General features: G+C 43.7%; 1 pseudogene. It reads left to right on the forward strand.

Features of this window, described 5'->3' with window-relative positions:
* Window positions 1-55: 55 nt before the first annotated feature.
* Window positions 56-1,146 (forward strand): annotated as a pseudogene (locus tag F6K46_RS39900) (IS630 family transposase).
* The last annotated feature ends 28 nt before the right edge of the window (window positions 1,147-1,174 follow it).

Below are 1,174 nucleotides of genomic sequence, written 5' to 3' on the forward strand. Positions count from 1 at the left end.
ATATCATGTCCGTCTAATCACTTATAAGAAAAGTGGAGAGTACAGCATCGAGGTAATGCCAAGACGAATTACCATCACCGAACACTCTTTGCATTGAGGAACTCCAACAGGGTTACCGCCAGGCCAAAAGTGCCATAGTTTGTCGGCAGTATCAGGTGATCTGGTTACTCGCTCAAGGAAAAAAAACAGAGGAAGTAGTCCAAATAACTGGCTACAGTAGAATCTGGATTTATGCATTAATCAAAAGATACAACCAATTGGGTGCTGAAGGATTAGGCGATTGGCCAAAAGCCACGCTACGCGAACGCAGAAAACAAAATCAAGGAGCCAAGCCATTAATAGGAGATTTCGAACAAGCACAGTTATGGCAAGTTTGGCAACGGACTTGCTCCAGATGGGGGATTTTGGAATGGTCGAAAAGTGGCAGACTGGTTAACATCTGTGACGGGCAAGTCCATCAGCAGACAAAGAGGATGGGAGATACTACGACAAATGACTTAATGGTTGAGGGTTCCTTTACCTGCTCATACTAAAAGTGACTATGCATGAGCAACAAGCCTGGAAAAAAAACTAGCCGCCGACCTTGAGCAAATCAAAAGCACTTACCCGAATGCAGATGTGCAATTATGGTGTGAGGATGAACATCGCCTGGGACTCTTTCCCTGTGCTTCGACGCATTTATGATCCAGTTGGGGACTGGCCAATTGCCCATGTCAATTGGAGATTTGAGTGGTTATGGTTGTATGCTTTTGCACACCCGTGTACGGTCGAGACTAAGGCGTGGATTCTGCCTTATGTCAATACTGAGCTATTTAATCGGGTATGGGCTGAATTTGCTGCTGAATTTAATAATGGTGATGATAAACACATTGTTTTAGTTGTTGACCAAGCTGGATGGCATACCAGTAAGGGCGTAGAATTACCAGAGGGATTGCATTTAATATTTTTGCCTTCTCACTCACCACCAATTGCAACCAGCAGAAAGATTATGGACTCTGGTTGACGGCACAAGAGCCAATCGCTCATTTGATCCTCGCGCAGCAGCTAGAAGTTGTTCTGTTTCAACGCTGCAAAACTTTACTCAAACAGCAAGATTTAATTCAAGGCTTGACAGGTTTTCATTGGTGGCGTCAAATTGATGCGTAAATTTTAACTAATTAACCGGACATGATAT

This window comes from Moorena sp. SIO3E8 (genome assembly GCF_010692445.1).
GTDB classification, from domain to species: domain Bacteria; phylum Cyanobacteriota; class Cyanobacteriia; order Cyanobacteriales; family Coleofasciculaceae; genus Moorena; species Moorena bouillonii.